We start from the raw sequence: 21419 nt of genomic DNA, 5'->3' as shown, positions 1-21419 counted from the left end.
AGTGCCAGTTTGTCGGCCTGGCAGGGGGCAAGTTGAATCGTAGACAGCAAAACGCCCCGGCATTTGAAAATGGCGGGGCGTTTTGTGGTGTCCTTGAGGCCGCTATCGCGAGCAAGCTCGCTCCCACAGGAATCGATGGTGTTGCCAGAATCTTCAGCAACTCACAAATCTATTGTGGGAGCGGGCTTGCTCGCGAAGGGCGCGACTCGGTATCAAGCCGAGTGACGCACCATGTCCACATGTGGAATCCCTGCTTCCAGGAACTCCTCGCTGACCATGTGAAAACCCAGGCGCTCATAGAACGCCGTGGCCTGCACTTGCGCGCTCAGCATCTGCTGCTTCAGACCGCGCTGCTCGGCTTCACCGATCACCGCGTGCATCAGCGCATCGCCGACTTTCAAGCCGCGCCAGTCCTTGAGCACCGATACCCGGCCGACGTGACCGTCATGCAACAGGCGAGCGGTACCCACCGGAAAGTCGCCTTCGAGAGCGAGGAAATGCACCGCCGTCACATCATCGGCATCCCATTCCAGCTCGGGCGGAACGGACTGCTCGGCGACGAACACCGTCTCACGAATGCGCCGGATCTCGGCGTTGTCCTTTTGCCAGTCTGCGACACGTACGTGAATCTTATTCATCGGCAAACCCCAGGCTTCCTTGCTTGATCAGCTCGCACAGCAGGCCGCGACCGTCTTCGTCGCTCAGCCAGTCGCCGAGATTGTCGACGTGCAGCGAGTCGGCGGCGCAAATCATCTTCAGCAACTCGCGCAGTTTGCCCGGCAGGTACCGGCTCTGGCCGCTGGCGAACAGCAGCAGGTCGTCATCGACTTCGGACCAGGCCAGGCGCGCACTCGGGTTGCGGATCAGCACCGCGCCTTGCTCGAGGCTGGCGAGCAGGTCGTCTTCTTCGATTTCTTCCGGGCCCACCACCAATTCCGGATAACGTGGCTCGGTCATGAACTGGCCGAACCAGGTCAGCAGCAGGCGTTCGTCGCTCATGTGCTCGGCCAGCAGGCCTTTCAAGCGATCGAGGGCGTCGTGCTGGATCTGGTGTGGATCGGCAGAAGGCAGGGCGTCGGCGTCGGTGTAGCGATCTTCGTCCGGCAGGAACTGGCTGAGGAAGTCGGTGAAGTGGGTCAGCACCTCAGCGGCGCTCGGCGCGCGAAAGCCGACCGAGTAAGTCAGGCAATCGTCGACAGCTACGCCGCAGTGGGCCAGGCGCGGCGGCAGGTACAGCATGTCGCCCGGTTCCAGCACCCATTCGTCGGTGGCTTCGAAGTCGGCGAGGATGCGCAGGTCGGCGTGCTGCAGCAGCTTGCTCTCGGAATCGCACATCTGGCCGATTTTCCAGTTGCGCTTGCCATGGCCCTGCAGCAGGAACACGTCGTAGTTGTCGAAGTGCGGGCCAACGCTGCCACCCGGGGCGGCGAAGCTGATCATCACGTCGTCGATGCGCCAGCTCGGCAGGAAGCGGAAGTTTTCCAGCAGCTCGGCGACTTCCGGCACGAATTGGTCAACGGCTTGAACCAGCAGGGTCCAGTCGCGTTCCGGCAGCTTGCTGAACTCGTCTTCGGCGAACGGGCCGCGGCGCAATTCCCAAGGGCGCTCGCCGTTCTCGATGATCAGGCGCGACTCAACTTCTTCTTCCAGCGCGAGGCCGGCCAGTTCGTCGGCGTCGATCGGGCTTTCGAATTCAGGAATCGCCTGACGGATCAGCAGGGGTTTTTTCTGCCAGTAGTCGCGCAGGAATTCCCGCGCAGTGATGCCGCCCAGAAGTTGAAGAGGAATGTCAGGATTCATGTGTAACCTATTGAAAAAAAGCACTTTTCAGACGGGAATAAAAACGCCCGGCGCTGCCGGGCGTCTCAAACGGGTGCAGCGGTCGATCAGATGCGCCTGGCTTGCTCTACAGCGTTGCCGATGTAGTTCGCCGGCGTGAGCAATTTCAGCTCGGCCTTGGCCGCGGCTGGCATGTCCAGGCCATCGATGAAAGTTTGCAGTGCTTCAGGGCTGATGCCCTTGCCACGGGTCAATTCTTTCAGCTTTTCGTACGGATTTTCGATGTTGTAGCGACGCATTACGGTCTGGATCGGCTCGGCCAATACTTCCCAGCAAGCGTCCAGGTCGGCAGCGATCTTCTGAGCGTTGAGCTCGAGTTTGCTGATGCCTTTGAGGCTGGCTTCGTACGCGATCACGCTGTGGGCGAAGCCGACACCGAGGTTGCGCAGAACGGTGGAGTCGGTCAGGTCGCGCTGCCAGCGGGAGATCGGCAGCTTGCTCGCCAGGTGCTGGAACAATGCGTTGGCGATGCCTAAGTTGCCTTCGGAGTTTTCGAAGTCGATCGGGTTGACCTTGTGCGGCATGGTCGACGAGCCGATTTCGCCCGCGATGGTGCGCTGCTTGAAATAACCCAGGGAGATGTAGCCCCAGATGTCGCGGTCGAAGTCGATCAGGATCGTGTTGAAACGCGCGATCGCGTCGAACAGCTCGGCGATGTAGTCGTGCGGTTCGATCTGCGTGGTATACGGGTTGAAGCCCAGGCCCAGCTCGTCTTCGATGAACGCGCGGGCGTTTTCTTCCCAGTCGATCTCAGGGTAGGCCGACAGGTGGGCGTTGTAGTTGCCGACCGCGCCGTTGATCTTGCCCAGCAGCGGAACGGCAGCGACTTGAGCGATTTGACGCTCCAGACGGTAGACCACGTTCGCCAGCTCTTTGCCCAGGGTGGTCGGCGAAGCCGGTTGACCGTGGGTGCGCGACAGCATCGGCACGTCAGCGAAACGGATCGCCAGTTCGCGGATGGCGTCGGCGGTCTGGCGCATCAGCGGCAGCATCACATCATCACGGCCTTCGCGCAGCATCAGGGCGTGGGACAGGTTGTTGATGTCCTCGCTGGTGCAGGCAAAGTGGATGAATTCGCTGACCTTGGCCAGTTCCGGCAGCTTGGCCGCTTGCTCTTTGAGCAGGTATTCGATGGCCTTGACGTCGTGGTTGGTGGTGCGTTCGATCTCTTTGACGCGCTCGGCGTGCTCCAGGGCGAAGTTGTCCGCCAGGGTGTTCAGCACAGCGTTGGCTTCGGCGGAGAACGCCGGCACTTCGCTGATGCCAGGATGAGCGGCCAGGCGCTGGAGCCAGCGCACTTCAACCAGAACGCGCGCACGGATCAGGCCGTATTCGCTGAAAATAGGGCGCAGGGCCTGGGTTCTGCCGGCGTAGCGGCCGTCAACAGGGGAAACCGCAGTGAGCGAAGAAAGCTGCATGGGGTGTTCTCGGACAGTCGGGCAACGAAATGGGGCGCGTATCATACATGAAAAAATCCGCCGGTCCGTTGCGAACTGACCGGCGTATTACGCGTTACAAATTACCAAAGGTGTTGCGGGCGCGGTTCAGCTGCTGCGCATCAGCGGGTAAAGTTCTTTCAACAACTTGCGGCGGCTGATCACCAGCTGCCAGCGATGCCCGCCCAACTGCCGCCACAGGCGTGCCGAACGAATTCCGGCCAGCAACAGGGCGCGGATTTTCGAGGCATTGCTCGGCTGCTGCAGGTTGCGCATGTCGCCGTGGACCTGAATCCGCTGGCGCAGGGTGCTCAAGGTGTCCTGATACAGCGCACCGCAGGCCGCGATCACGTTTTCGTGAGCCGCGCCGAAGTGCTCGACCTGGGACTGGATCTGCGGCAGGCGCTTGCCGATTTCGTCCAGCATGTCGCCGCGTTTGGCCAGCTGGCGCTCCAGGCCCAGCATGGCCAGCGCATAACGCAGCGGTTCGCGCTGAAGGGTGCTGGGGTCGCGCTCCAGGGCGCCAATCAGCGCTCGGTAGCCTTCACGCAGATTGAGGTCGTCGCCGCCGTACACTTCCAGCGTGTCCTTGGGATCGCGAATCAGCAGGCTGCCGAGCATGCAGGTCAGGCCGGCTTCGGTGGTCTGGCCGGTCTTGGCGATCTTGTCGACCAGCACCGCGGCGAGAAACACCCCGCCCAGTGCCGTCAATTGCTCCTGGGTCGGGTTCATTGAGCTTGGCCCTTGCTGGTGCTCTTGCTGGTCCAGGGTTCGGCGATTTCGATCACGCCGCCGCCGAGGCAGATTTCACCGTCGTAGAACACCACTGATTGGCCCGGGGTGACCGCGCGTTGCGGGTCATCGAAGGTCGCGCGGTAGCCGCTGGCGGTTTTTTCCAGGGTGCAGGGCTGGTCGCTCTGGCGATAACGCACCTTGGCGGTCAGCTTGCGCGGCTCGCTCAGGTCGATCGGGTTGACCCAATAGATCTCCGAGGCGAGCAGGGCGCGGGAAAACAGATAAGGGTGGTCATTGCCCTGGCCGACGATCAGCTCGTTGTGCTCCAGGTCCTTGATCAGCACGTACCAGGGTTCGTCACTGGCGTCTTTCAGGCCGCCGATACCCAGACCCTGACGCTGACCGATGGTGTGATACATCAAGCCGTGGTGACGGCCGATGACTTCGCCTTCGGTGGTCTTGATCTCGCCCGGCTGGGCCGGCAGGTACTGCTTGAGGAAGTCGCTGAAGCGGCGCTCGCCGATAAAGCAGATCCCGGTGGAGTCCTTTTTCTTCGCGGTGGCCAGCTGATGTTTCTCGGCGATCGCGCGCACTTCGGGCTTTTCCAGCTCGCCGACCGGGAACAGGGTCTTGGCGATCTGTTCACCGCCGACGGCGTGCAGGAAGTAGCTCTGGTCCTTGTTCGGGTCCAGGCCCTTGAGCAGCTCGGTGCGGCCGTCGATGTCGCGGCGGCGCACGTAGTGGCCGGTGGCGATCAGGTCGGCGCCGAGCATCATGGCGTAGTCGAGGAACGCCTTGAACTTGATCTCGCGGTTGCAGAGGATGTCCGGGTTCGGCGTGCGGCCGGCCTTGTATTCGGCCAGGAAGTGCTCGAACACGTTGTCCCAGTACTCGGCGGCGAAGTTGGCGGTGTGCAGCTTGATGCCAATCCTGTCGCACACGGCCTGGGCGTCCGCCAGGTCATCCATGGCGGTGCAGTATTCCGTTCCATCGTCTTCTTCCCAGTTCTTCATGAACAGGCCTTCCACCTCATAACCCTGCTCGATCAGCAGGAGAGCGGAAACGGAAGAGTCCACGCCGCCGGACATGCCGACAATGACGCGCTTCTTTTGTGTGTCAGAAGGGGCTGGATCACGCATAGGGATTCAATGAGTGTCTTGAAAAAGGACGCGATTCTAGCAGGCTGAAGCCCGCAAGGCTAAAGAGAAGGGCGGATCAATTCGAGACCGAAGTGATTGCCGTCCAGATAATCATCGATACAGCGGATGATCAACTCACTGCGCCAGTTTGCGCGCTGTGCCAGCAGTTCGTCACGCGTCAGCCACTTGGCGCCGACGATGCCGTCGTCCAACTGGTAGTCCGGGTGGTGTTTGAGCGGTTTTGCGTTGAAACAGACCCGCTGGTAGGTCACGCCGTTGCTGGGGGCGGTGTAGAGGTAAATGCCCACCACGCCGGTGGGTTCGACGTCCCAGCCGGTTTCTTCGAGGGTTTCGCGCACGGCGGCCTCGATCAGGGTTTCGTCCGGGTCGAGGTGACCGGCGGGCTGGTTGAGTACCGTTCGTCCGTGCTTGGTTTCTTCGACCATCAGGAAGCGGCCGTTGTCTTCGACGATGGTGGCGACGGTGATGTGGGGTAGCCAATCCATGAAATATCCTCCGGTCATCAATCTGTAGGAGCGAGCGGTGCGGCGATCCGACTTGCCCGCGAAGGCATCACCGCGATTCTTGCGAAAGACCGCGCCGCCTGCTTCGCGGGCAAGCCTCGCTCCTACAGGAGTGGGTGTTGGAAACAGAAACCCCGGCACAAGGCCGGGGCTTCTTTGCATCCTTACAACCTTAAACCAACGCAGCGATCGCAGCGTTGAAAGTGTTGCTCGGGCGCATGGCCTTGCTGATCAGCTCGGCATTGGCGTGGTAGTAACCGCCGATGTCCACTGGCTTGCCCTGTACGGCGTTGAGCTCGGCAACGATGGTTGCCTCGTTCTCGGTCAGGGTCTTGGCCAGCTCGCCGAACTGCGCTTGCAGTGCAGTGTCTTCGGACTGGGCGGCCAGGGCTTGTGCCCAGTACAGCGCCAGGTAGAAGTGGCTGCCGCGGTTGTCGATGTTGCCGACTTTGCGCGATGGCGACTTGTTGTTGTCCAGGAACTGGCCGGTGGCCTGGTCCAGGGTCTTGGCCAAAACCAGCGCCTTGGGGTTGTTGTAGGTCACACCCAGGTGCTCGAGGGAGGCGGCCAGGGCCAGGAACTCGCCCAGGGAATCCCAGCGCAGGAAGTTTTCTTCCAGCAGCTGCTGCACGTGCTTCGGTGCCGAACCGCCGGCGCCGGTTTCGAACAGGCCGCCGCCGTTCATCAGCGGCACGATCGACAGCATCTTGGCGCTGGTGCCCAGTTCCATGATCGGGAACAGGTCGGTCAGGTAGTCGCGCAGGACGTTGCCGGTCACCGAGATGGTGTCCTTGCCTTCGCGGGTGCGCTGCAGGGTGAACTTCATCGCGTCGACGGGTGCCATGATCTGGATATCCAGGCCAGCGGTGTCGTGATCCTTCAGGTAAGCCTGAACTTTCTCGATCACCACACCGTCGTGGGCGCGCATCGGGTCCAGCCAGAAAATGGCCGGGGTGCTGCTTGCGCGAGCACGGTTGACGGCCAGTTTGACCCAGTCCTGGATCGGCGCGTCCTTGGTCTGGCACATGCGGAAGATGTCGCCGGCTTCAACCGACTGTTCCAGCAGCAGGCCGCCTTTGCTGTCGGTCACGCGGACAACACCGTTGGTCTTGATCTGGAACGTCTTGTCGTGGGAGCCGTACTCTTCGGCTTTCTTCGCCATCAGGCCAACGTTCGGCACGCTGCCCATGGTGGTTGGATCGAAAGCGCCGTGCAGCTTGCAGTCTTCGATCACCGCCTGGTAGATGGTGGCGTAGCAGCGATCCGGGATCACAGCCTTGGTGTCGTGCAGCTGGCCGTCAGTGCCCCACATTTTGCCGGAGTCACGGATCATCGCCGGCATCGAGGCGTCGACGATGACGTCGCTCGGCACGTGCAGGTTGGTGATGCCTTTGTCGGAGTTGACCATGGCCAACGACGGACGATCGGCGTAGACCGCCTGGATGTCCGCTTCGATCTGCGCTTGCTGATCGCTAGGCAAGGCCTTGATGCGGGCGTACAGGTCGCCGATGCCGTTGTTCAGGTTGAAGCCGATCTGTGCCAGCACGTCAGCGTGCTTGGCCAGCGCGTCTTTGTAGAACTCGGCAACGATCTGACCGAACATGATCGGGTCGGAGACCTTCATCATGGTCGCTTTCAGGTGAACCGACAGCAGTACACCCTTGGCTTTGGCGTCTTCGATTTCAGCGGCGATGAAGCGGCGCAGGGCGTTTTTGCTCATGACGGCGCAATCGAGGATCTCACCGGCTTGCACGGTGGTCTTTTCTTTCAGGACGGTGGTGGTGCCGTCTTGAGCGATCAGTTCGATTTTGACCGCATCGGCGGCGTCGATCAGGGCGGCTTTTTCGCTGCCGTAGAAATCGCCGGTGCTCATGTGCGCGATGTGGGACTTGGAGTCCGCAGCCCAGGCGCCCATTTTGTGCGGGTGCTTGCGCGCATAGTTCTTGACCGACAGCGGCGCACGACGATCGGAGTTGCCTTCGCGCAGGACCGGGTTCACGGCGCTGCCCTTGATTTTGTCGTAGCGCGACTTGGCGAGCTTGTCGGCGTCGCTGGTCACGGTTTCCGGATAGTCCGGCAGTGCGAAGCCCTGGGCTTGCAGCTCTTTGATCGCGGCTTGCAGTTGCGGAACCGAGGCGCTGATGTTCGGCAGCTTGATGATGTTGGCTTCAGGCGTGACGGCCAGGTCGCCCAGTTCGGCGAGATGGTCGGCGACGGCTTTGTCACCCAGTTGCTCGGGGAAGCTGGCCAGGATGCGCCCTGCAAGAGAGATATCGCGGGTTTCCACGGCGATATCAGCGGAGGCGGTGAAAGCCTCTACGATAGGCAACAGTGAATAGGTGGCGAGGGCGGGAGCTTCGTCGGTGAAGGTATAGATGATCTTCGAGCGGGTGGGCATATTCGGATTAACTCTCTCTTCTTTGCTAAAGCATGCGCAGAAAAACTCGAGGGGCGCCGGGTAAGCGCGTTCGTTCAAAGTCATCCATGAGCCGAATGTCGAGATTTGTGCGCGGTGATGTTGGGTGCATCAGTCGAGCGTCAAGCGGGTGGACTGCGGTAACAGTCCTGCTTTTCCGGGCCCAAAGCCTTGTTGCAGACAGGTCGGCCGTCGTGACTCTGTGGTCAGCGGGCGGCATTATACATAGGTAGCTAGCAATCTGCCGATGGTTCACACACATCGATTCACGTCCATTGGTCTAAAGGTCGCAGGGGAGTGCGGGGCGTAGAGTCTTGCACCGTGCTTGAGTTTGGCGCTTTTCCCTTTGCTTTCAGGCTTGTAGGCCCCGAACCGCACAGCTTTGCGGCAGATGGGTGGAACATAGGGTTTGCGTGCTGAATTAACTGGGTTACGCTCGAACCAAGCCAGATGTTCAATCCAATCAATGGAGTTCAGCATGGGTTACAAGAAGATTCAGGTTCCAGCCGTCGGCGACAAAATCACCGTCAATGCAGACCATTCTCTCAATGTTCCTAATAACCCGATCATCCCCTTCATCGAAGGCGACGGCATTGGGGTTGATATCAGCCCCGTCATGATCAAGGTTGTCGATGCTGCTGTTAAGAAGGCTTACGGCGGCGAGCGCAAAATTTCCTGGATGGAGGTCTACGCCGGGGAGAAAGCGACTCAGGTTTACGACCAGGATACCTGGCTACCCCAGGAAACCCTGGACGCGGTCAAGGATTACGTGGTGTCCATCAAGGGCCCCCTGACCACTCCGGTCGGCGGCGGCATCCGTTCGCTGAACGTGGCCCTGCGCCAGCAACTCGACCTGTATGTCTGCCTGCGCCCGGTGCGCTGGTTCGAAGGCGTGCCTAGCCCGGTCAAGAAACCAGGCGACGTCGACATGACCATCTTCCGCGAAAACTCGGAAGACATTTATGCCGGTATCGAATGGAAGGCTGGCTCGCCGGAAGCGACCAAGGTCATCAAGTTCCTGAAAGACGAAATGGGCGTGACCAAGATCCGTTTCGACGAAAATTGCGGTATCGGTATCAAGCCGGTGTCCCTGCAAGGCACCAAGCGTCTGGCGCGCAAGGCCCTGCAGTATGTGGTCGACAACGACCGCGACTCGCTGACCATCGTGCACAAAGGCAACATCATGAAGTTCACCGAAGGTGCCTTCAAGGAGTGGGCCTACGAAGTGGCGGCTGAGGAGTTCGGCGCGACCCTGCTCGACGGCGGTCCGTGGATGCAGTTCAAGAACCCGAAAACCGGCAAGAACGTCATCGTCAAGGATGCCATCGCCGACGCCATGCTCCAGCAGATCCTGTTGCGCCCGGCCGAATACGATGTGATCGCGACCCTGAACCTCAATGGCGACTACCTCTCCGACGCCCTGGCGGCGGAAGTGGGCGGTATCGGTATCGCGCCAGGTGCCAACCTGTCCGACACCATTGCAATGTTCGAAGCGACCCACGGTACTGCGCCGAAGTACGCCGGCAAGGACCAGGTCAATCCGGGCTCCTTGATCCTGTCCGCAGAGATGATGCTGCGCCACATGGGCTGGACCGAAGCGGCCGACCTGATCATCAAGGGCACCAACGGCGCGATCTCCGCCAAGACCGTGACCTATGACTTCCACCGTCTGATGGAAGGCGCGAAACTGCTGTCTTCGTCTGCGTTTGGCGATGCACTGATTTCGCACATGTAAGCGAAATCAGGTGTAACAAAAACCGCCCGGCTCAAGCGATTGAGCCGGGCGGTTTTTTTATGCTGCGGGGTGGGCGCGGAATTAAACCGTAACCGTCTGTTGCGTGGCTGGCGTGATGACCGCGTCGACGGCCAGTGGGTGGGTGATATTCACGGCGTGCAAGCCCTTGGGGCCCTGGATGATCTCAAAGACCACGGCCTGGCCGGCTTTCAGGGTTTTGTAACCGTCCATCTGGATGGCCGAGTAGTGGGCAAAGAGATCTTCTGTCTTGCCGTCCTCGTTGATGAAGCCGTAACCCTTGGCGTTATTGAACCATTTGACCTTGCCGCTGACCTTCACTCCTGACATTCCCATATCCCTCTGCAACAGACTCCATCACTGGAGTATCATCCAGTACATCCGCAGTCATTTCTTAGAAATAAGGTTGACTCCGCGGACCTTTTTTACCCACTGTGGGCTCTATTGGTTGTAACACCGTTTTGCCGATAGTCAAGGTGACCAGGCAGTCGGAGTTGAAATCGGCGATGGTCGCCCCCACCACTGTATTCGCACAACTGACGAACCTTTCTTTCCATGCATGCAATCAGCCAGATTCGACTAACATTCAATCAGGATCGTCCGACTCTCCAAACAGATCGTCCGGAGGAACACGACGACGATTCAGCGGGCATTGCTGTTCAGGAAGCAAAGCCGGCGTTACAGGCACCACCGATGTACAAGGTGGTTTTGTTCAACGATGACTACACACCGATGGATTTCGTCGTCGAAGTGCTCGAGGTGTTTTTTAACCTGAATCGCGAGCTGGCGACCAAGGTCATGCTGGCCGTCCACACAGAAGGACGGGCAGTATGTGGAGTGTTTACCCGCGACATCGCCGAGACGAAGGCCATGCAGGTCAACCAGTACGCCAGGGAAAGCCAGCATCCGCTACTCTGTGAAATCGAGAAGGACGGTTAATCGCCGACCACTTGGGTATGAGGTGAAGCTATGTTAAACCGCGAGCTCGAAGTCACCCTCAATCTTGCCTTCAAGGAGGCCCGATCGAAGCGTCATGAATTCATGACCGTCGAACACCTCCTGCTGGCCCTATTGGACAATGAGGCTGCCGCCACCGTTTTGCGTGCCTGCGGCGCAAACCTCGACAAACTCAAGCATGATCTGCAGGAGTTCATCGACTCGACCACGCCATTGATCCCCGTCCATGACGAGGATCGTGAAACCCAGCCAACCCTGGGCTTTCAGCGTGTATTGCAGCGTGCTGTCTTTCACGTACAGAGCTCGGGCAAACGCGAAGTGACCGGCGCCAACGTGCTGGTTGCGATCTTCAGCGAACAAGAGAGTCAGGCGGTGTTCCTGCTGAAACAGCAGAGCGTCGCGCGGATCGATGTCGTCAACTACATCGCCCACGGCATTTCCAAGGTGCCAGGGCACGGCGATCACTCTGAAGGTGAGCAAGATATGCAGGACGACGAGGGCGGCGAGTCTTCATCTTCAGGCAATCCCCTGGATGCTTATGCCAGCAATCTCAACGAACTCGCGCGCCAGGGTCGTATCGACCCGCTGGTAGGCCGTGAGCTGGAAGTCGAGCGCGTCGCGCAGATCCTGGCGCGTCGTCGCAAGAACAATCCGCTGCTGGTGGGCGAGGCAGGCGTGGGTAAAACCGCGATTGCCGAAGGCCTGGCCAAGCGCATTGTCGATAACCAGGTGCCGGATCTGTTGGCCAACAGCGTGGTGTACTCCCTCGATCTGGGAGCCCTGCTGGCCGGAACCAAATACCGCGGCGATTTCGAGAAGCGCTTCAAGGCGTTGCTCAATGAGCTGAAAAAACGTCCGCAGGCGATCCTGTTCATCGACGAGATCCACACCATCATCGGTGCGGGTGCCGCGTCCGGTGGCGTCATGGATGCCTCGAACCTGCTCAAGCCGTTGCTGTCGTCCGGTGATATCAGGTGCATCGGTTCGACCACCTTCCAGGAATTCCGCGGGATCTTCGAGAAGGACCGTGCCTTGGCCCGGCGCTTCCAGAAGGTCGATGTGTCGGAGCCGTCGGTGGAAGACACCATCGGTATCCTGCGCGGCCTGAAAGGGCGTTTCGAAGCGCACCACAACATCGAATACAGCGATGAAGCCCTGCGTGCGGCGGCTGAACTGGCCTCGCGCTACATCAACGACCGGCACATGCCGGACAAGGCCATCGACGTCATCGACGAGGCGGGTGCCTACCAGCGCCTGCAGCCGATCGAGAAGCGCGTGAAACGCATCGAAGTGCCTCAGGTCGAGGACATCGTCGCGAAAATCGCGCGGATTCCGCCAAAACATGTCACCAGCTCCGACAAAGAGCTGCTGCGCAACCTTGAGCGTGACCTGAAGCTGACGGTATTTGGCCAAGATGCCGCGATCGACTCGCTGTCGACCGCGATTAAACTGTCCCGGGCCGGCCTCAAGTCGCCTGACAAGCCTGTCGGTTCGTTCCTGTTCGCAGGCCCGACCGGTGTCGGTAAAACCGAAGCGGCGCGTCAGTTGGCCAAGGCGTTGGGGATCGAACTGGTTCGTTTCGATATGTCCGAGTACATGGAGCGCCACACCGTATCGCGTCTGATCGGTGCGCCTCCAGGCTATGTCGGGTTCGACCAGGGCGGCCTGCTGACCGAAGCCATCACCAAGCAGCCTCACTGCGTGCTGTTGCTCGATGAGATCGAGAAGGCGCATCCGGAAGTCTTCAACCTGCTGTTGCAGGTCATGGACCACGGTACGCTGACCGATAACAACGGGCGCAAGGCGGACTTCCGTAACGTGATCGTCATCATGACGACCAACGCCGGTGCCGAAACCGCAGCCCGTGCTTCGATCGGTTTCACCCATCAGGACCACTCGTCCGATGCGATGGAAGTGATCAAGAAGAGCTTCACGCCGGAATTCCGTAACCGTCTGGACACCATTATCCAGTTTGGTCGCCTCAGCCATGAGGTCATCAAGAGCGTGGTGGACAAGTTCCTTACCGAGCTTCAGGCGCAGCTGGAAGACAAGCGTGTGCAGCTGGAAGTGACGGACGCGGCGCGCAGCTGGCTGGCAGCCGGTGGCTACGACTCGGCAATGGGTGCTCGACCCATGGCGCGTTTGATCCAGGACAAGATCAAGCGTCCGCTGGCGGAAGAGATTCTGTTTGGCGAACTGGCCGACCATGGTGGCGTGGTGCATATCGATTTGAAGGACGGCGAGCTGACCTTCGAGTTCGAGACCACGGCTGAAATGGCCTGAGGTTAACCGCAACAAAGCAAAAGGCGCTGCGAGGCGCCTTTTTGCTGTCCGTCCCATTTCGCGCAAATCACCACATAACCCTGTGGGAGCGGGCTTGCCCGCGATGGCGGCGGCACATCCAACATCAATGCAAGCTGACCCACCGCAATCGCGGGCAAGCCCGCTCCCACAGGGTTTTGTGTTGCCGCAGAATAAACGCGCACACAAAAACGCCCGGCATAAACCGGGCGTCTTGTATTGACCTGATTAGCGAGCGCGGTAAGTGATGCGCCCTTTACTCAAGTCATAGGGCGTCAGCTCGACGCGCACTTTGTCACCGGTAAGAATACGAATGTAGTTCTTGCGCATCTTGCCGGAGATATGCGCGGTTACGACGTGCCCATTTTCCAACTCCACGCGAAACATGGTGTTGGGCAGGGTGTCGACGACAGTGCCTTCCATTTCGAAGCTGTCTTCTTTCGACATGCAGTAAAGCCCTCGGTGTCCAATGAATGGCCCGGTGCAACTGCGCCAGGCAAAAGCGGCGTGCATTGTGCCCGAAAAATGGGGTTTAAGCCAAGGGGTTTAGGGCTTGCTCTAGTTCAGGATGACCCAGCGCTGATTAATCAGCAGTTCGATGGGGCGATATTGCGTCTTGTAGCTCATTTTTTTGCAGTTCTTGATCCAATAGCCGAGGTAGACCGCTTCCAGGCCCAGTCGCCGGGCCTCGGTGATCTGCCAGAGGATCGCGTAGCGCCCCAGGCTGCGACGTTCTTCATCGGGCTCGTAGAAGGTGTAGACCGCCGACAGACCGTTGGGCAGCAAGTCGGTGACAGCGACTGCCACCAACCGGCCTTCGAGACGGAATTCATAGAACCGGGAAAACGGCAGGTCCCTGACCAGGAAGGTTGAAAACTGATCGCGACTCGGCGGGTACATGTCGCCATCGGCATGCCGCTGCTCGATATAGCGTTGATAGAGGTCGAAATACTCTTCGCTGAACTTGGGTTTGGCCGGCCGTACTTGCAAATCGGCGTTGCGCTTGAAGATGCGTTTTTGCTGGCGGTTGGGTGAAAACGGCGCCACGGGAATACGCGCCGGTACGCACGCATTGCAATTCTGGCAATGGGGCCGGTACAGATGATCGCCGCTGCGACGAAAACCCATTTCCGACAGGTCTGCGTAGACATGCACATCCATGGGCTGACTAGGGTCGAGGAACAAGGTCGTGGCCTGCTCCTCGGGCAGATAACTGCAAGAGTGGGGCTGAGTGGCATAAAACTTCAAGCGCGCCAACTCGGTCATGATCAACCCTCGGATAAGCTTTTGAATAAGTGTAAGCGCTTTTGAATAAGTGTATGACACGTGGGCCAAAGTCGCTCAGCAAACCCAGGTGGCGCGGCTGGGTTGGTCCAGATGCCGCGCCAGGTAGCCGGCAAACTCGCGGCGGGGAATCGCCCGGGCGCCGAGGCTGTGCAAGTGGTCGGTGGGCATCTGGCAGTCGATCAGCACAAAGCCCGAGTTTTCCAGATGTCGCACCAGTGTGGCAAAGCCATATTTGGAGGCGTTGTCGGCGCGGCTGAACATCGACTCGCCGAAAAACAGCTGCCCCATGGCCAGGCCATAGAGCCCGCCGACCAGTTCGCCCTGGTCCCAGACTTCCACCGAATGCGCATAACCGCGCCTGTGCAGCTCGAGGTAGGCCTCCTGCATGGCGTCGGTGATCCAGGTGCCGTCGGCGTATTCCCGTGGCGCGGCGCACGCGCGGATGACCGCGGCAAAATCCCGATCGAAGGTCACTTGATAGCGTTGTTGGCGCAGCAATTTGTTCAGGCTGCGCGAGACATGCAGTTCGTCGGGAAATAACACCGTGCGCGGGTCCGGCGACCACCAGAGGATCGGCTGGCCTTCCGAGAACCACGGAAAACAGCCATGGCGATACGCTTTGATCAGCCGATCGGCGGACAGATCGCCGCCCGCCGCGAGCAGCCCGTTGGGGTCGCGCATGGCCTTGTCCAGCGGCGGGAAGGTCAGGGTGTTGCGTTGTAACCAAGTCAGCATGGCATCCGGGCTTTGCAGAAGGGGAGGGCAGTGGCGGGCTGTCAGGCCCGCCCTGAAGTGTGCCGTCAAACGGACGGAATGTCGTCGAGGTATTTCTCTGCGTCCAGCGCGGCCATGCAGCCGGCCCCGGCGGACGTGACGGCCTGGCGATAAACGTGGTCGGCCACGTCGCCGGCGGCAAATACCCCGGCGATCGCGGTGGCGGTGGCATCGCCTTCGCTGCCACCCTTGACCAGCAAATAGCCGTCGCGCATTTCCAGCTGCCCCTGGAACAGGTCGGTGTTGGGTTTGTGACCGATGGCGATGAAGACGCCGGTCAGCGGCAATTCGCGGGTTTCGCCGCTGTGACTGTCCCGCAGGCGGGCACCGGTCACGCCGCTGGCATCGCCCAGCACTTCATCCAGGTGCTGATTCCAGTGCAGGCGAATATTGCCGTTGGCGGCTTTTTCAAAGAGTTTGTCCTGCAGGATCTTCTCGGCGCGCAATTTGTCGCGTCGGTGAATCAGATGGACTTCACTGGCGATGTTCGACAAGTACAGCGCTTCCTCGACCGCGGTGTTGCCGCCGCCGATCACCGCGACCACCTGTTTGCGGTAGAAAAAGCCGTCGCACGTCGCACAGGCCGACACACCTTTGCCGGCGAAGGCTTCTTCCGAGGGCAGCCCCAGGTATTGCGCCGAGGCACCGGTGGCGATAATCAGTGCATCGCAGGTGTACCGGCCGCTGTCGCCAATGAGCTCGAACGGGCGCTGTTGCAACTTGGCCGTGTGGATGTGGTCGTAAACAATCTCTGTGTCAAAGCGCTCGGCGTGTTTTTGCATGCGTTCCATCAGCACCGGGCCGGTGAGCCCTTCGACGTCGCCGGGCCAGTTGTCGACTTCGACGGTGGTGGTGAGCTGGCCACCTGCCTGTATGCCGGTAATGACCACGGGTTTGAGGTTGGCGCGGGCGGCATAAACGGCTGCGCTGTAACCGGCAGGGCCGGAACCCAGAATGATCAGGCGGGAATGCTTCGCTTCGCTCATAAAAACACCTCATAAGCCTTTGTCACGAAAGAGAATGCATGCTCAAATTGAAGCGCATGCAAGTCCCGTTGACTATGCTACACCCGGGGACTGCAAGCATGGCAACGGACGAACAAACCCGTACAATGCCTGCTGTGAGCGTGCTTGTAACAAAATAAGCATTGCGAGTCGTGTTTATAAAAACCGGGGCGCAATGTTAAAAGTAGTCCCAGTTGCGCCTGTTAACTTTTTTACCTGCCAGGTTTGGGCAGTTTTTTATAGTCATTCAACAGATGGACGCGCCATGGGCGCAGGAAAAGAAGCGTTTTGAAGAAATCCACCGCAGCACCTAAACCAGCCGTCGTTCCGCTCTGGCGCCAGCAATTGCACTACCGACTCAAGGAAGGTGCGTTGATCGCCGTCGGTGCCTTGTGCCTGTTCCTGATGATGGCCTTGCTGACCTATGGCAAGGACGATCCGGGCTGGAGCCACAACAGCAAGATCGACGACGTGCAGAACTTCGGCGGCCCGGCCGGTTCCTACAGCGCCGACATCCTGTTCATGGTGCTGGGTTACTTCGCCTACATCTTCCCGCTGCTGCTGGCGATCAAGGCCTGGCAGATTTTCCGTCAGCGCCACCAACCCTGGGAATGGAGCGGCTGGCTGTTCTCCTGGCGCCTGATCGGCCTGGTGTTCCTCGTGCTGTCGGGCGCGGCCCTGGCGCACATCCATTTCCACGCGGCGACCGGTCTGCCGGCCGGCGCTGGCGGCGCGCTGGGTGAAAGCCTGGGCGACGTGGCCAGGAACGCATTGAACATCCAGGGCAGCACCTTGCTGCTCATCGCGCTGTTCCTGTTCGGCCTGACGGTGTTCACCGACTTGTCGTGGTTCAAGGTGATGGACGTCACGGGCAAGATTACCCTCGACTTGTTCGAACTGTTCCAGAGCGCGGCCAATCGCTGGTGGGCCGCCCGTGTCGAACGCAAGCAACTGGTTGCACAATTGCGAGAGGTCGACGAACGCGTGCAAGACGTGGTGGCGCCGAGCGTCACCGACAAGCGCGAGCAGGCCAAGGTCAAGGAGCGCCTGATCGAGCGCGAGCAAGCCTTGAGCAAACACATGTCGGACCGCGAGAAGCAGGTCCCGCCGGTTATCGCCCCGGCGACGCCGAAACCCGCGGCACCGAGCAAGCGCGTGGAAAAAGAGAAACAGGCGCCGCTGTTCGTCGACAGCGCCGTCGAGGGCACCTTGCCGCCGATCTCGATTCTCGACCCGGCGGAAAAGAAACAACTCAATTACTCGCCCGAGTCCCTGGCTGCAGTGGGCCACTTGCTGGAAATCAAGCTCAAGGAATTCGGCGTCGAAGTGTCGGTGGATTCGATTCACCCGGGCCCGGTGATTACCCGTTACGAAATCCAGCCGGCGGCAGGCGTCAAGGTCAGCCGCATCTCCAACCTGGCGAAAGACCTGGCCCGTTCCCTGGCGGTGACCAGCGTGCGCGTGGTGGAAGTGATCCCGGGCAAGACCACCGTCGGTATCGAGATCCCCAACGAAGACCGGCAGATCGTGCGTTTCTCTGAAGTGCTGGCGACCCCTGAATACGACAACTTCAAGTCGCCGGTCACCCTGGCCCTGGGTCACGATATCGGCGGCAAGCCGGTTATCACCGACCTGGCGAAAATGCCGCACTTGCTGGTGGCCGGTACCACAGGTTCCGGTAAATCGGTGGGGGTGAACGCGATGATCCTGTCGATCCTGTTCAAGTCCGGCCCGGAAGACGCCAAGCTGATCATGATCGACCCGAAAATGCTCGAGCTGTCGATCTACGAAGGCATTCCGCACCTGCTGTGCCCGGTGGTGACCGACATGAAGGACGCCGCCAACGCCCTGCGCTGGAGCGTGGCGGAGATGGAGCGTCGCTACAAACTGATGGCGAAGATGGGCGTGCGCAACCTGTCGGGCTTCAATGCCAAGGTCAAGGAAGCCCAGGACGCCGGCGAGCCCCTGACCGATCCTTTGTACAAGCGCGAAAGCATCCACGACGAAGCGCCGCTGCTGACCAAGCTGCCGACCATTGTCGTGGTCGTCGACGAATTCGCCGACATGATGATGATCGTCGGCAAGAAGGTTGAAGAACTGATCGCCCGTATCGCCCAGAAAGCCCGAGCGGCCGGGATCCACTTGATCCTCGCGACCCAGCGTCCCTCGGTCGACGTGATCACCGGCCTGATCAAGGCGAACATCCCGACGCGCATGGCGTTCCAGGTGTCGAGCAAGATCGACTCGCGGACCATCATCGACCAGGGTGGCGCCGAACAACTGCTGGGTCACGGTGACATGCTGTACATGCCGCCGGGCACCAGCCTGCCGATCCGCGTTCACGGTGCCTTCGTCTCCGATGACGAGGTGCACCGGGTGGTTGAAGCCTGGAAACTGCGCGGCGCGCCGGAATACAACGACGAGATCCTCGCCGGTGTCGAAGAACCGGGCAGCGGTTTCGACGGTGGCAGCAGCGGTGGCGACGATGATCCCGAAACCGATGCGCTTTATGACGAAGCCGTGCAATTCGTTCTGGAAAGCCGCCGCGCCTCCATCTCCGCGGTTCAGCGCAAGTTGAAAATCGGCTACAACCGCGCCGCGCGCATGATCGAAGCCATGGAAATGGCCGGGGTCGTGACGTCGATGAACACCAACGGTTCCCGTGAAGTCCTGGCGCCTGGCCCGGTACGCGACTGATTTGAACAAAAAGGTGGCGCCTGAAGGGCGCCCCCGCACTCCCACGAATATCAAGAGGACTCCCATGCGTCTTATCCGCATGTTGTTGCTGCCGGTTCTGGCTTTGACCACACTCTCGGCCCACGCCGATGACAAGGACGTGGCGCGCCTGACCCAACTGCTGGAAAAATCCCAGACCCTGACCGCCCGTTTCTCCCAACTGACCCTCGACGGAGGCGGCACCCAGTTGCAGGAAACGGCCGGTGAAATGTCGTTGCAGCGCCCGGGCCTGTTCTACTGGCACACCAACCCGCCGGCCGAACAAACCATGGTCTCCGACGGCAAGAAGGTGACATTGTGGGATCCGGACCTGGAGCAGGCCACCATCAAGAACCTCGACCAGCGCCTGACCCAGACTCCGGCGCTGTTGCTGTCCGGTGACGTGTCCAAGATCAGCCAGAGCTTCGACATCAGCGCCAAGGAAGCCGGCGGCGTGATCGACTTCACCTTGAAGCCGAAAACCAAGGACACCCTGTTCGACAGCCTGCGCCTGTCGTTCCGCAACGGTTTGGTCAATGACATGCAGATGATCGACAGCGTCGGTCAACGCACCAATATCCTGTTCACCGGCGTAAAGGCCAACGAGCCGATCCCGGCGTCCAGGTTCAAGTTCGACATCCCCAAGGGTGCCGACGTGATCCAGGAATAAAGATCAGACGCTAAACCTGTGGGAGCGGGCTTGCTCGCGAAAGCGGCGTATCAGGCAACTATGATGTCGACTGACACTGCGCATTCGCGGGCAAGCCCGCTCCCACAGGGATTGTGGTGTTAGCACGTTGGATGATCGGCCCCAGGACCCAGTGAGGTTTCATAAGTAGTGATGGACCTGTTTCGCAGCGCCCCGATTGCTCAACCCCTGGCCGCCCGTTTGCGCGCGGCCAATCTGGACGAGTACGTCGGTCAGGAACACCTGCTCGCCCGCGGCAAGCCTTTGCGCGAAGCCCTGGAGCAGGGTGCCCTGCACTCGATGATTTTCTGGGGCCCGCCGGGTGTGGGCAAGACCACCCTGGCGCGGCTGCTGGCGGAAGTCTCGGACGCGCACTTCGAAACGGTCTCGGCGGTCCTGGCCGGGGTCAAGGAAATCCGCCAGGCGGTGGAAATCGCCAAACAGCAGGCCGGGCAATACGGCAAACGCACCATCCTGTTCGTCGACGAAGTGCACCGCTTCAACAAGTCCCAGCAGGATGCGTTCCTGCCGTATGTCGAAGACGGCACGCTGATTTTCATCGGCGCGACCACCGAAAACCCCTCGTTCGAACTCAATAACGCATTGCTGTCCCGGGCGCGCGTCTACGTGCTCAAAAGTCTCGACGAAGCGGCCCTGCGCAAACTGGTGCAGCGCGCGCTGACCGAAGAGCGTGGCCTGGGCAAACGCCAACTGACCCTCAGCGATGAAGGCTTCCAGATGCTGCTGTCGGCGGCCGATGGCGATGGCCGACGCCTGCTCAACCTGCTGGAAAACGCCTCGGACCTGGCCGAAGACAATAGCGAGATCGGTGTCGATCTGCTGCAAAGCCTGTTGGGCGATACACGTCGGCGGTTCGACAAGGGCGGGGAAGCGTTCTATGACCAGATTTCCGCGCTGCATAAGTCGGTGCGCGGCTCCAACCCCGACGGTGCGCTGTACTGGTTCGCGCGGATGATCGACGGTGGTTGCGATCCGCTGTACCTGGCCCGGCGCGTGGTGCGCATGGCCAGCGAAGACATCGGCAACGCCGACCCCCGCGCCCTGAGCCTGTGCCTGGCAGCGTGGGAAGTGCAGGAACGCCTCGGCAGCCCCGAAGGCGAATTGGCGGTGGCCCAGGCCATCACGTATCTGGCTTGCGCGCCAAAAAGCAACGCGGTGTACATGGGCTTCAAGGCCGCCCTGCGCAGCGCCACCGAACACGGTTCGCTGGAAGTGCCGCTGCATCTGCGCAACGCCCCTACCAAGTTGATGAAACAACTGGGTTACGGTGATGAGTACCGTTATGCCCACGATGAGCCGGATGCCTACGCCGCGGGCGAAGATTACTTCCCGGAAGAACTCGAGCCGCAGCCTTTCTATCAGCCGGTGCCCCGTGGCCTGGAGCTGAAGATCGGCGAGAAACTCAATCACCTTGCGCAACTCGATCGTCTCAGCCCCCGGCAGCGGAGAAAATAGTGCTGCCATTGATCGTTGCGGTATCCATCGGCGGCGTCGCCGGCACGCTGTTGCGCTTCGCCACGGGTAACTGGATCAACGCTAATTGGCCGCGGCACTTCTATACCGCGACGCTGGCCGTTAATATCGTGGGCTGTCTGCTGATCGGCGTTCTATACGGTCTGTTTTTGATTCGCCCGGAGGTGCCTTTCGAGGTGCGCGCCGGGCTGATTGTCGGCTTCCTCGGGGGGCTGACGACTTTTTCATCCTTTTCACTGGATACGGTGCGCTTGCTGGAAAGCGGGCAAGTGCCGCTGGCCCTGGGCTATGCGGCGATCAGCGTATTCGGCGGGCTGCTTGCCACCTGGGCCGGCCTGTCCTTGACCAAACTTTGAT

At 60.2% G+C, this 21419-nt stretch carries 19 protein-coding genes; 7 read left to right on the top strand and 12 right to left on the bottom strand.

Translation table 11 applies throughout. The annotated features are described in order from the left end of the window. Positions 1 to 212: 212 nt before the first annotated feature. From PMA3_RS19650 to PMA3_RS19620, 7 genes are all read right to left on the bottom strand, one after another. Positions 213 to 638 carry a GNAT family N-acetyltransferase gene (locus PMA3_RS19650; protein ID WP_064678741.1) on the bottom strand — a complete coding sequence of 142 codons (426 nt, stop codon included), beginning with the start codon at positions 636 to 638 and terminating at the stop codon, positions 213 to 215. After that, the gene (locus PMA3_RS19645) at positions 631 to 1800 is read right to left on the bottom strand and encodes a ribosomal protein uL16 3-hydroxylase (protein WP_064678740.1); all 1170 of its coding nucleotides are present in this window, start codon (positions 1798 to 1800) and stop codon (positions 631 to 633) included. Before PMA3_RS19645 ends, PMA3_RS19650 begins: the two co-directional genes overlap by 8 nt. A gap of 86 nt (positions 1801 to 1886) precedes the next feature. Next, on the bottom strand, positions 1887 to 3257 hold the full coding sequence (gene purB / locus PMA3_RS19640; protein ID WP_064678739.1) for an adenylosuccinate lyase: 1371 nt from the start codon (positions 3255 to 3257) through the stop codon (positions 1887 to 1889). Positions 3258 to 3383: 126 nt separating this feature from the next. Further along, a complete protein-coding gene (gene hflD, locus PMA3_RS19635) occupies positions 3384 to 4007 on the bottom strand; it encodes a high frequency lysogenization protein HflD (RefSeq protein WP_064678738.1) in 624 nt (207 codons plus the stop codon). Then, complete coding sequence (gene mnmA, locus PMA3_RS19630) at positions 4004 to 5149, bottom strand: tRNA 2-thiouridine(34) synthase MnmA (protein ID WP_064678737.1); 1146 nt, start codon at positions 5147 to 5149, stop codon at positions 4004 to 4006. Before mnmA ends, hflD begins: the two co-directional genes overlap by 4 nt. Before the next feature lie 59 nt (positions 5150 to 5208). Continuing rightward, positions 5209 to 5655 (bottom strand): NUDIX hydrolase, encoded by a 447-nt coding sequence (locus tag PMA3_RS19625; RefSeq protein WP_064678736.1) that lies wholly within the window; start codon positions 5653 to 5655, stop codon positions 5209 to 5211. Positions 5656 to 5845: 190 nt separating this feature from the next. After that, positions 5846 to 8071: an NADP-dependent isocitrate dehydrogenase gene (locus tag PMA3_RS19620; protein ID WP_064678735.1), complete on the bottom strand. Its 2226-nt coding sequence runs from the start codon at positions 8069 to 8071 to the stop codon at positions 5846 to 5848. 496 nt (positions 8072 to 8567) lie between these two features. Between PMA3_RS19620 and icd the strand changes: the two genes are divergently transcribed. Next, a complete protein-coding gene (icd, locus tag PMA3_RS19615; protein ID WP_010458895.1) occupies positions 8568 to 9824 on the top strand; it encodes an NADP-dependent isocitrate dehydrogenase in 1257 nt (418 codons plus the stop codon). Between the two features lie 81 nt (positions 9825 to 9905). Here icd and cspD read toward each other — a convergent pair whose 3' ends face one another. Continuing rightward, the gene (gene cspD / locus PMA3_RS19610; protein ID WP_082930382.1) at positions 9906 to 10172 is read right to left on the bottom strand and encodes a cold shock domain-containing protein CspD; all 267 of its coding nucleotides are present in this window, start codon (positions 10170 to 10172) and stop codon (positions 9906 to 9908) included. 225 nt (positions 10173 to 10397) lie between these two features. Between cspD and clpS the strand changes: the two genes are divergently transcribed. After that, positions 10398 to 10781: an ATP-dependent Clp protease adapter ClpS gene (gene clpS / locus PMA3_RS19605; RefSeq protein ID WP_064678733.1), complete on the top strand. Its 384-nt coding sequence runs from the start codon at positions 10398 to 10400 to the stop codon at positions 10779 to 10781. Positions 10782 to 10811: 30 nt separating this feature from the next. After that, positions 10812 to 13082 (top strand): ATP-dependent Clp protease ATP-binding subunit ClpA, encoded by a 2271-nt coding sequence (gene clpA, locus PMA3_RS19600; protein WP_007946437.1) that lies wholly within the window; start codon positions 10812 to 10814, stop codon positions 13080 to 13082. 246 nt (positions 13083 to 13328) lie between these two features. Here the strand turns inward: clpA and infA are convergent, their stop codons facing one another. From infA to trxB, 4 genes are all read right to left on the bottom strand, one after another. After that, a complete protein-coding gene (gene infA / locus PMA3_RS19595) occupies positions 13329 to 13547 on the bottom strand; it encodes a translation initiation factor IF-1 (protein WP_002553999.1) in 219 nt (72 codons plus the stop codon). 111 nt (positions 13548 to 13658) lie between these two features. Beyond that, positions 13659 to 14366, bottom strand: a complete 708-nt coding sequence (locus PMA3_RS19590) for an arginyltransferase (protein WP_064678732.1) — start codon at positions 14364 to 14366, stop codon at positions 13659 to 13661. A 75-nt stretch (positions 14367 to 14441) separates the two neighbouring features. Further along, the gene (aat, locus tag PMA3_RS19585; RefSeq protein WP_064678731.1) at positions 14442 to 15122 is read right to left on the bottom strand and encodes a leucyl/phenylalanyl-tRNA--protein transferase; all 681 of its coding nucleotides are present in this window, start codon (positions 15120 to 15122) and stop codon (positions 14442 to 14444) included. Positions 15123 to 15187: 65 nt separating this feature from the next. Further along, the gene (gene trxB, locus PMA3_RS19580; protein WP_064678730.1) at positions 15188 to 16147 is read right to left on the bottom strand and encodes a thioredoxin-disulfide reductase; all 960 of its coding nucleotides are present in this window, start codon (positions 16145 to 16147) and stop codon (positions 15188 to 15190) included. 306 nt (positions 16148 to 16453) lie between these two features. On the opposite strand from trxB, the gene PMA3_RS19575 reads away from it, so the two are divergent. The 4 genes from PMA3_RS19575 (at position 16454) to crcB (ending at position 21418) form a co-directional block, all read left to right on the top strand. Then, positions 16454 to 18862 carry a DNA translocase FtsK gene (locus PMA3_RS19575; protein ID WP_064678729.1) on the top strand — a complete coding sequence of 803 codons (2409 nt, stop codon included), beginning with the start codon at positions 16454 to 16456 and terminating at the stop codon, positions 18860 to 18862. A 64-nt stretch (positions 18863 to 18926) separates the two neighbouring features. After that, positions 18927 to 19550, top strand: coding sequence for an outer membrane lipoprotein periplasmic chaperone LolA (gene lolA, locus PMA3_RS19570; RefSeq protein ID WP_064678728.1), 624 nt, complete (start codon positions 18927 to 18929; stop codon positions 19548 to 19550). Between the two features lie 171 nt (positions 19551 to 19721). After that, positions 19722 to 21044 carry a replication-associated recombination protein A gene (locus tag PMA3_RS19565; RefSeq protein WP_064678727.1) on the top strand — a complete coding sequence of 441 codons (1323 nt, stop codon included), beginning with the start codon at positions 19722 to 19724 and terminating at the stop codon, positions 21042 to 21044. Continuing rightward, positions 21044 to 21418, top strand: coding sequence for a fluoride efflux transporter CrcB (gene crcB / locus PMA3_RS19560; protein WP_064678726.1), 375 nt, complete (start codon positions 21044 to 21046; stop codon positions 21416 to 21418). Before PMA3_RS19565 ends, crcB begins: the two co-directional genes overlap by 1 nt. Position 21419: the final 1 nt, after the last annotated feature.

The organism is Pseudomonas silesiensis, from assembly GCF_001661075.1.
Classification (GTDB): Bacteria; Pseudomonadota; Gammaproteobacteria; order Pseudomonadales; family Pseudomonadaceae; genus Aquipseudomonas; species Aquipseudomonas silesiensis.
The sequence above is the reverse complement of the archived record's forward strand: the minus strand, read 5'-3'. Positions and strand labels throughout refer to the sequence as shown.

Coding starts and splice junctions, on each gene's coding strand:
- PMA3_RS19650 (WP_064678741.1), bottom strand. CDS start 638: ATGAATAAGATTCACGTACGTGTCGCAGACTGGCAAAAGGACAACGCC.
- PMA3_RS19590 (WP_064678732.1), bottom strand. CDS start 14,366: ATGACCGAGTTGGCGCGCTTGAAGTTTTATGCCACTCAGCCCCACTCT.
- icd (WP_010458895.1), top strand. CDS start 8,568: ATGGGTTACAAGAAGATTCAGGTTCCAGCCGTCGGCGACAAAATCACC.
- lolA (WP_064678728.1), top strand. CDS start 18,927: ATGCGTCTTATCCGCATGTTGTTGCTGCCGGTTCTGGCTTTGACCACA.
- aat (WP_064678731.1), bottom strand. CDS start 15,122: ATGCTGACTTGGTTACAACGCAACACCCTGACCTTCCCGCCGCTGGAC.
- purB (WP_064678739.1), bottom strand. CDS start 3,257: ATGCAGCTTTCTTCGCTCACTGCGGTTTCCCCTGTTGACGGCCGCTAC.
- clpA (WP_007946437.1), top strand. CDS start 10,812: ATGTTAAACCGCGAGCTCGAAGTCACCCTCAATCTTGCCTTCAAGGAG.
- PMA3_RS19620 (WP_064678735.1), bottom strand. CDS start 8,071: ATGCCCACCCGCTCGAAGATCATCTATACCTTCACCGACGAAGCTCCC.
- mnmA (WP_064678737.1), bottom strand. CDS start 5,149: ATGCGTGATCCAGCCCCTTCTGACACACAAAAGAAGCGCGTCATTGTC.
- trxB (WP_064678730.1), bottom strand. CDS start 16,147: ATGAGCGAAGCGAAGCATTCCCGCCTGATCATTCTGGGTTCCGGCCCT.
- clpS (WP_064678733.1), top strand. CDS start 10,398: ATGCATGCAATCAGCCAGATTCGACTAACATTCAATCAGGATCGTCCG.
- cspD (WP_082930382.1), bottom strand. CDS start 10,172: ATGTCAGGAGTGAAGGTCAGCGGCAAGGTCAAATGGTTCAATAACGCC.
- PMA3_RS19625 (WP_064678736.1), bottom strand. CDS start 5,655: ATGGATTGGCTACCCCACATCACCGTCGCCACCATCGTCGAAGACAAC.
- PMA3_RS19565 (WP_064678727.1), top strand. CDS start 19,722: ATGGACCTGTTTCGCAGCGCCCCGATTGCTCAACCCCTGGCCGCCCGT.
- infA (WP_002553999.1), bottom strand. CDS start 13,547: ATGTCGAAAGAAGACAGCTTCGAAATGGAAGGCACTGTCGTCGACACC.
- PMA3_RS19645 (WP_064678740.1), bottom strand. CDS start 1,800: ATGAATCCTGACATTCCTCTTCAACTTCTGGGCGGCATCACTGCGCGG.
- hflD (WP_064678738.1), bottom strand. CDS start 4,007: ATGAACCCGACCCAGGAGCAATTGACGGCACTGGGCGGGGTGTTTCTC.